Source organism: Microcoleus sp. Pol11C2, from assembly GCF_036701505.1.
GTDB lineage: Bacteria > Cyanobacteriota > Cyanobacteriia > Cyanobacteriales > Microcoleaceae > Microcoleus.
The window spans coordinates 52273-61448 of record NZ_JAUBQX010000039.1 but is presented as its reverse complement, the minus strand read 5'-3'; the positions used below and the strand labels follow the sequence as shown (position 1 = coordinate 61448).

The window sequence follows — 9176 nt, the reverse complement described above, 5'->3', positions numbered from 1 at the left end:
CAAATCTGTTCGTTGTCATCTTACAATTTTATTCTTGAAGCCCTATTCTATGCAGCTTCATATTAAATTGGTATTAGACGTTCATCCACTTTGCCAATAAAAGCATCTTCTTGAGTAATGTAAACAGTTCCCATTGTGAAATCTCCTATTTGCAGGTTAACTTGCTTCTTGATAGCGGTTGACTTTTGCCGCAGCTTGGGGCAGACATTGGGGAAAAAGACTGCATCCCTTACACCGAGCGGTGTAAACTGGTAAAGGGATATTTCCCGATCGCCAAAGAGCACCGATTTTTTCAATAGTTGCGATCGCATCCTGTCTCAAACCCTCAGAAATCTCGACTAATTGCCGCTGATGCGACTGCGCGTAATACACATATCCAGTCGCAATAGTTTTCCCCGTCATCTCCTCCAAACAAAGCGCTTGGGCGCAAACTTGCAACTCGTCGTTATCCCATTCCCCCTTGCGTCCGCGCTTGTATTCCACCGGATAAATCTCACCCTCAGCCGCCTCAATCAAATCCGATTTCCCAATCAGTTTGTAGCGCTCAGATTTCAGCCAAATCGCCCGAACCTGCCAAGTTTCATCGCGGTTTATCTCGCCCATCGTGTGAACGCGATCGTGCAAACTTGTCCCTTCAATGGTATACTGATTATCGGTGAATTCTCCCGCGCAAGACATCCGCCAGCAGCGGTGAGGACAGTAAGAATACTGGTTGAGAGATGCGATCGAAATGTAATCAAAATCGTTCATAATTTTGATGTTTGGTAGGAGATTAGTAATTGGAATTAGCAACAGGCTTTCGGGCCTGTTCCACAAGAGTTTAGTGTGATTGTGGGGTGGGCATCTTGCCCGCCCTGGAATTCCGGCATCTTGCCCGCCCTCAAAATCCGTTTAACTCTTATTAACAACAATCCGCCGAGTCATTCCCATACCCATCGGAGTTTTCCTCCCCACCCCGCAGTAAACAGCAAAATCCGCCAAAGCGTTAATTTGCTTAATCACTAAAGGCTCCACATCTCCCAAAATCCGATAACTAACCTCCCCAACCATGCCGACAAAATCGCTTTGATAGTTAGTCAGTCTTTCACTTCGGATATTGACAAATGTCGAAAAAAGTGCATCGAATGACTGATCGGGAATTGCGATCGGGCTGTACTTATTCCACCGACTGAGGAGACTGTTAAAAACGCAGTCTCTAGTAGGAATCACCGAATCAAATTTTCCCTGTCGAAAGGTAGTAGGAGTTGCAAAACTGAAGGCAATTAAGCGATTAGTTTCCGAAGCGCGATCGTACAATTGAGAGTAATCGCAAGCATTAGCCCAAGGCTGATCTACTTGGGGCGTTCCCAGAATCTTAGTAATCATCAAATCCGCCGGGCCCAAATGCCACGGCTTCGAGGGATTTAGATTCAGCCAAAGATTAGTTAATTTGCCGAATAGAGTGTCATCAAGCAGAGTAATCCGCCACCAACAGAGGGTATGTTCTGGAATCGGTTCTGTATGTTCCCATTGCAGGAAATGGTGTTTTTTGAAAGGGCATTTTTTAGTTTGCAAAGGGCTGAGGGTGAAGGATTTTTGGGCGGTGGCATCGTGGAGGCGATCGCCGAGTTTTTTGTCAACAGAGCTCACGAGGGTGAGGAAGAGGGCGTGCAGGTGTCTTCCGGTGAGGTATCCGGGGGGAATTGGGGCCAGGGGGAGGATGTTGAGGATGAGGCTGTGCGGCATATTGGTTGTGGTTGTGAGAAGTTGGTTGTGTTTAGTAGGGTGCGATCGCTGTTAAGTCGTCTCCTCTAATGCCTTGGTGTATGTAATAATTACTGATTTTTTCTGACCCGTGTTGCCATACTGATATAATAATTTTTCATCAAACCCATTTGTTCTCAGCTTGATGAAAACTCCCGGCAGTTCTACAAAACCTAGTTCTGGGTTATAGGAATATTCGGGATTGGCATCTGGCATAAATGCACCATCATTGGTTTGATTTATTTTGATGACAATTTCTTTTTGATAGGCAAAGCCCCAGCGTAAACCGCGCATTTCCCAGGATGTATTTTCTTGGTCATAGTAGCGTTCGCAAACATGAGTATTGGCATACTGATTGATATTGTCTTTTTTGATGGTTAAACGGTCAATTGGCACTGTCACTTGAGGCATATTTTCAATTTGGTTGCCATGAGTTCCATCGTCATAAACTAATGTTGCGGATGGTGTCCAACTCCGAGTAACGACTAGCCCTTTTTCGTGAGCGGGTTGACAAGTTAAGTCAGCACTGTAAACATAGTCATGGAGCATCGAGAAGAGTTCGACTACTCGGTAGTCATCAACTTGTTGCGATCGGGTGATATGTTCGGCAATTTTATGGCTGTCAAATCTTTCTAATTGCTGAAGAGTTTCTTGATAGTCTTGCCATTCAGCTTCCTCCAAAGTTTGAGCATAAAAAGGGATACGACTGCCCTCAATTTTACCGAGAACAATTACCTTAGCATCAGGAAAATTCCCTTTCCGATTACAGCGCCCTGCTCTTTGAATTAAGTTTTCAGGTGGGCAAATTTCGGAAATAAGAACCTCACTATTCAAGTCACATCCAACTTCAATTGCACTGGTGGTAATAAGAATATAAGGTTGAGCCTTATCATCTCGTTGTTTGAGTTGGGTATAGACCTCTTGCCTGACTCGATGGTCTAGACGACCGTGGTAAAGGTATAGTTGTTTATATTCTGTATTTTCAGTCAGTTTCAACTTATCTGAAAGTTGCCCGTAAATAGCAACGGCATCTCTAACAGTTTGAACCACGGTAATAATTTTGCAATTCGATTTAGATTGCCATTCTTTAGTTACCGTTTCACAAATCCGTTTTTGAAAAGGTTCAGGATTTTCAGAGTTGCGCTCGATGTCGTTAATCCATTCAAAACTTCTTCGATTGAGATAAGGCTGTTGTAAGTGTTGTTTCTGGAAATTAATCAACTGTTCAGCTTTGACCGAATCATCGGCAGTACCGATATAATCGATCGTTTCTAAATAATCAAAGCGAGAGATATATTCCTGTGGCATGGTAGCTGTCATCAAAATGAGCGATCGCCCAGCTTCATAAAGTGACTTTACTAAACTTTGAAAATTGGTAAATGCTATCTCATCGTAACTGTGAGCCTCATCAAAACAGATGATAGTTTTTTCATCACCAGTTTTGTCCCGGTGAATCCTCAAGGGAAATACAAAAGACTTTTGCTTGTCCCCAAAGGCAAAATAGCGGTAGAGAAATTTGTCCAATGTCGTTAAAATGACATCTGCCTTGTACAGATGCCGTCTGGGATTGTAAGTTCTCGGTTTAGATTCCTCTTTTCCATTGCGATAAACCCAGCGTTGCATTTGAGATCCCGTATCGATGACTAAAGAGATTTCACGGTCTGGATTCAGTTCAGAAAAACGTTTTAAATACTTTTCTATTCGCTGTTTTTGGTCTTCTATTAAACTCCTAGCAGGTAGTGGCAAAATTAAACGACTATTTTTTGATAATGCCGGAAATAAAATCGCTTCAAACTTTCCAGAACCCGTGGGAGATTTGAGCAAAAAAGCTGGATTTTCTGTCTCTTCAATTACCTCAAAAATCTTTTTTTGCATGGGGTTAGGTTCAAAGCCAGCTAACTGCTGATACCAAAACTCACAATCTCGGTTTTGAAACTGCTTGTTTGACGAATAAGGTTTGAGCGTGACTTTTCGAGGTTCTGCTTTTTCTGGCTGACCTTGCTGATTTTGCCACCATTGTTTAGCAATTGCGTCTAACTTTTTCCCTAAGTCAACATCTCGATTTTCTGTGCGACATTTTTTCAACTCAGCCTGGTCACCCTCAGAAAGACAAAACAACCAATAGTCAAAAGTTAATTCAATTTGGTCGGGCGAGAAAATCCAAGGGTCAACTCGATAAACATTTTTCTCGGAATCATCCTTAGCAATGGTATAATCCATGAAAGTGCGCGACTCGGCTTGCTCGTCATCTCCAATTACGCGACAAGCTAACTCAGCTTCAATTTGATCGCACATTTCTAAAATGTAAAGTTCTCGTGCATAAGCTAAGGGATCTTTAGCAAGAATGCTCTGGTACTCTGGATATTTATTTAACACATAAGCATCACGGCTAATATCTTTTACTGAAAAATCGTGATGTCCTTGAGCAAGTTTTTCCACCCAGATATTATCCTTGCATTCGGCTAGAAATCGATGCCCTCTAAATGAGTAGATGTATTTTTTAAACTTTTGTTGGGAGTCAGTCTCAACTTGGAGAGCGAATTTCTGGGGTTTGCCAATATCGTGAAGGTTGGCTGCTTTTATTACTCGCTTGAATGAGGATTCGTAATGGTCAGGAAAATCACTCGGTTGCCATTTTTTTACAAGTTTTCCTACATTGCTAACATGATTACCCAGAGGTTGAAAACGGATTTCATTGGGAATAGCCGGATTGGGATTGGGGTCACTAGGAAAAAAGACACGACCAAAATTATAGGGAGGCTGACGTTCTGACTTAGCCATAAATTTAATCTCTCAGCAGGTTTACCAGGGAAACGGGGATATAAATTTCTCCGTCGGTGTAGCAATCAAAGGTAGGTGCAGAGTTAACAACTTTCGAGTAGTAAGCGGCGACAAAAGGAATAAACCCATCTACAGGAGTGCGATTTGTATCTAAGAATCCCTCTGTTTCTGAATCAATTTCAGAACCCGCAGACCAGTTGTAACGGTACAAGTTGTAAATGTCGCAACCTCCCACAAATTGAGAACTCTGCAACAGTGCTTCCATCGGGACAATTGTTGATGGATAAGCTGTAACTGTTTCGCGCTTTAACTCAATGGGTGTAAAAACTTCTGTGACAACGGCAAAGCCTTCTTTACCCAGTTTGCAGCCGTAGGTTTCTAGGTCTTGGAAATGTTCTAAACCTTGTAAAGATTCGCTGACCACATAACCCGTTAGTTCTTCAACAATTAAATATTCCCAAGTGTGGAGTTGAAAGTTAGCTTTGTCTTTTTCCACATACAATCGGGAAAATACATCATGATTAAACTCTCGCATTCCTTTGCGGTAGGTTTTATGCACTCCTCGCCAACTGTTTAAGCTAGGATAAGCTCCTAGCGCTACATAATGACGGGGTAAAGCATAAAACGGCGGGTCATCTTTGTTGATTCGAGTTTCAGGAATTTCTAACCCGACACTGAGCATTCCTAACCTTCGCAAGAAACCTGATAGAGTTGTCGGCGGTACAAAAGGATAGGTAGCAATATTGAGAATTGACCCCGGCAGAATGCGGAATGTCATTGCTGCCGTAGGTGTGATGGTGACTTTTATGCAATACATAGATCACGCCTGTAAAACAGTTTCAACGAAGTTCGCGGCGTATTCTTGTAATTTCTCTAATGCTGCATTTCCAATCCAGCGATCGAAGTAAGTTGCTTGGATGCGATCGGTATTATCTTCTGGATATTGGGCAAGGCGCATAAAGTCTGCGATCGCTTGTTCTGGATCGGTTACAGATGGAGAAATAATCGGGCGTTTTCCTCTGGGTACTAAGTAGCGATCGACAACTAGCAGAGGGGTTTGGTTCTCGGATTCGGCGATCGCAATTCCCTTGGGATTTCCTGAACCAATGCGTGGTAAGGAATCCAGAAAAGCATAGGCAACAGAGGAAAAATCTTTATCAGTAACACTCAACGCATGGTTAGAAACTGGATAGAGGATACCGGGCTGATTGTACTGACGCTTAAATGGTATCGGCGTTTCATCTTTTTGATTTACTAGACGTGCCGGGTGCATTGCCCGTTGCTTCTCTACTGGGTAAATATCTTGAACAGCAACACCGCCACCGTGAGTAACGCGACCAATTAAAGTGCTTTTTCCTGGGTCAAGAGCACCATAGGGAGCGCAAATAGGACAGTCAGGTTTAGCACAAGTTTTGGGAATGCCACACTGTTGTTTATCTCCTAGCAGTTCCCCACTTTTCACAGGTGCCCAAAGCAAGCAACGTCGCTCAACACCTCGCCGTTTCGTTGGAGAGATATAACATTTTTCGATGGATTTCCCATCCTTAGTAGTGAGCTTAACTATTTCCACCAAGTTGACATTGACTTGTACTTCATGCCCAAAATAAAGCTCCTGCGAACCTTCAAGAATGGCATAAATATCAAAGTGCATACGAGGGTTCTTTTCATCTGTTCTGGGTAATCCACTGGTTACTTTGGATTCCTTAGCCGTCTCAGAACCATTTTCAGTTTGATCATTAGTTGTTTGAAATTTTTTAGCAGCCATGATTAGTTTTTATCCGTGGTAGATTTTACTTTGCGAACCAATTCAGGAAAACGAGTGTAGAGAGAAAGTTTTAAGTTATAAGTTAACTCATTCCACTCTCGGTCTTGACTGTAGCCATTTTCAGCAAAGTAGGTATAAGCTCTCATGACATCATCAGCGTAGAGCGTTAGCCACATTTGCTGTTTTTCTGCATCTTTTTCTTCTCTGTTGGTAATTTTTAATTCTTCCAACAAATTCTTTGTTTGTTCATAAACAAAGTAGTTTTCAGGGTTGCAATAAAGTCTTGCTTGGACATTTGTTTTTTTCTCATCCCCAAGGGTGGCGTAGTAGCAAAAAGCAACGGCATCATCCACTTTTTCAATGATTTTACTTACTTCTCTTTCTGCATCTTCTGTTTTCATTGCCTTTTTAGCTGTACTTTCTAAAGATTGAGCAAAGGCATAGGTTAATCCAGTCAAAGCAGTGACATCCTTGTATAATTTGGCTCGTTTAGCCATTTGGTTTGATGACCCCATATTTACTCCTTGTAATTTCAAGTCTTCTTGAATGATTTGCCAGTAGAGTTGGCGGACTTTCTCAAGTTGCAAAGAGTTGACTTTAGCAGCAGCCTTCGTCACATCGTATTCAGCAAGAAAGGGTAAATCTCCCTCTATATAGCGAACAGCATCGCCTAGAGTCATATTAATTTCCTTGCCAGTAATTACAATTGATTGGTTGTAGCCGTCGATCAATCCCTTTATGAAAACTAGATATCTGCTGGCTAAGTGTTTTGGCTGACTTCCCTGAATAATTAGCGAGAATTTAAAATCAGCTAAAACCTCAAGGGCAAAAATTGAAGCTACTTTTGCTAGTGCATATTGAACTTGACCGAGTTTCTGGGATGCTAAATCACCCCCACCAGTTCGATCTGAGGCTAGGACTAAATATCGACCTGCACTTAAATGTAACTCTTTATTGGTTAACATTCTAAGGTAGTCTTTAACTCTGAGTTTGGCAGGTTCACTTTGATTTACTGGTTCAAGTTTCAAAATGATGCTTTCATCAGTAACTTTTAAGGGTGAAGCAAATGCTAAAGCTGAACAAGAAGCACAAATATAAGGTCGATCTTCGCTTGATGACGATTGACGACGCTGGGAAGGTCGCTCAAACATAAATCTGGCTACTTTCCATTTAGCATTTTCAAGATTAACGCCACAGGAATAGCAAAAATCTTTCCCGTCATCTCCAGCCGATCGCACTTCTTTGATACTTGGCTGTTCGCTCAGCAATGGTTCAGGGAATGGAGCGCTTGGCGGATTTTCCAAAAGGCGATACATCTCTAGAATACACTGAGTAAAAATATCTCCACGAGTTGCATTGATCTGGTCTGTAGCAGTTTTAGTGAAACTTTTAGAAATGTTAACAATGTCTTTGAACCGAGCGGGGTTTTGTTGGCAATCGCGCTCTATAAACTTAAAAGGTTCGCCATCAGACTCTGCAAGCAAGCGAATTTTCTGCTGGACAGACTCTTGAGTAAAAATAATTTTAGGAACTAGCTTGTCTTGCTGTTTGTGTAACTTATTCCTCTGTGCTTTCGTTAACCTTGAGTCGGCCAATTCACTTTTAAGTTGATTGAGCTCTTGCCCTATAGACTGTTGCTCCTCCAGGACTTTACCAAAGGACTTTTGAAAAGCTTCGTTGTACTTTTTCGCTTCTTTTAACTGCATCTCCTCCTTTTCTAGCAACTTTTTTTCTGAAGATTTGCGGTCTTTATCAGTTGTCTCAGGATTATCTATTTCTGTTTTGAGAGCCTTCATTTGCTTCTGACGCTCTGTTTGACGCTTTTCTACCTCCCTAACAACTGCCAAATACCAAGCGGCTAAAACATTAGATTGCTCTTGTGTCAAAATCGGAATTTCCAAGGTACTGAAACCGCGTCCGGCTAGAGTGACACTATTGAGCATGACAATGAATGTTTGTACTAATCCTGGTAAATTGCGCTTGGTATCGCCATAAGTTGAGAAAGCAATATTTTCGATAAACTCTCGCCAATATTGACTAAAGTCGGCTGCTGCTTTTCGATGGGGAATAAAAACCTGTACGTGATAGTCACTTTCATGGAGTACCGCTATTTGATATTGTTTCTGCAAATACTCTAAAAATCTATCTATGGCGCTTTCAATAGATAATCTTGCCTGTAACTCTCCTGGTAACGGCGATTTGTACAAAATTTGAGTTTTGCCAATATCTTGATTTTGATAGATAACGCGATCGCCTGTGAAAGTTAGTTTTGGTAGCTGAGTTTTTTCTTGACTGCGCCTGAGTCTGAGTTCTCTAACTAGACTAGAGTCGCTGAAAGAATGTGCGATCGCTACCGCCTCTGACTGATTTGCTAATTTAGTAATTACTTCTGACCTTTGACCGTCAGAAATACCTTTAGCAGCTAAGGCACTTAAAAGAATGCTGATGTCAGAGTTAGTAATCTCATCTATAGCATCTTGATTTGAGGCTTTTTGAGGCTGTTCATCCAAATCATCAAACAAAGATAGTTGCATCCAATTCACAGTCATTTACCTCCGCTAGCTGAATATTAGGAGTAGTAGATACTACCCCCAAGATCGGAGAAAGTTTATTTAAGAAGCGATCGCTTTCGGACTGGTCACCAACCGATATTCGTGGTGCTGTCCTTCTATCCGGCGCTTCTCAAACTTGTAACCCCGCTTCTTCAAAACGTGCTGCGTTGCGGAAAACCGATGACTGATTTTTGCCACCAGTTCCTCTGTTGAGTGCCACTGCCCATCGGACATCAGTTGCAGTAGGCGATCAGTAAGACTTTCTTTCATGGCAGGCTGCCTTAAGCTGTCAGGCTTTCTTAAGTACAATAAGTAGAGTATTGCAGACTATTATG

At 42.0% G+C, this 9176-nt stretch carries 7 protein-coding genes; all 7 read right to left on the bottom strand.

The genetic code is table 11. The features are described from left to right. Positions 1–156 precede the first annotated feature (156 nt). The 7 genes from cas4 to QUA42_RS20130 all read right to left on the bottom strand — a co-directional run bounded on the left by cas4 (position 157) and on the right by QUA42_RS20130 (position 9111). Positions 157–750 carry a CRISPR-associated protein Cas4 gene (gene cas4, locus QUA42_RS20160; protein ID WP_333139503.1) on the bottom strand — a complete coding sequence of 198 codons (594 nt, stop codon included), beginning with the start codon at positions 748–750 and terminating at the stop codon, positions 157–159. A 141-nt stretch (positions 751–891) separates the two neighbouring features. Continuing rightward, a complete protein-coding gene (gene cas6 / locus QUA42_RS20155; protein ID WP_333139501.1) occupies positions 892–1725 on the bottom strand; it encodes a CRISPR-associated endoribonuclease Cas6 in 834 nt (277 codons plus the stop codon). Between the two features lie 51 nt (positions 1726–1776). Next, positions 1777–4524: a CRISPR-associated helicase Cas3' gene (gene cas3, locus QUA42_RS20150; protein ID WP_333139499.1), complete on the bottom strand. Its 2748-nt coding sequence runs from the start codon at positions 4522–4524 to the stop codon at positions 1777–1779. A gap of 4 nt (positions 4525–4528) precedes the next feature. Continuing rightward, complete coding sequence (locus QUA42_RS20145; protein WP_333139498.1) at positions 4529–5302, bottom strand: hypothetical protein; 774 nt, start codon at positions 5300–5302, stop codon at positions 4529–4531. A 42-nt stretch (positions 5303–5344) separates the two neighbouring features. Further along, positions 5345–6289, bottom strand: coding sequence for a hypothetical protein (locus QUA42_RS20140; protein WP_333139496.1), 945 nt, complete (start codon positions 6287–6289; stop codon positions 5345–5347). Between the two features lie 2 nt (positions 6290–6291). Continuing rightward, positions 6292–8832, bottom strand: coding sequence for a hypothetical protein (locus QUA42_RS20135; protein ID WP_333139494.1), 2541 nt, complete (start codon positions 8830–8832; stop codon positions 6292–6294). 69 nt (positions 8833–8901) lie between these two features. After that, the gene (locus QUA42_RS20130) at positions 8902–9111 is read right to left on the bottom strand and encodes a hypothetical protein (RefSeq protein WP_333139492.1); all 210 of its coding nucleotides are present in this window, start codon (positions 9109–9111) and stop codon (positions 8902–8904) included. Between the last annotated feature and the right edge of the window lie 65 nt (positions 9112–9176).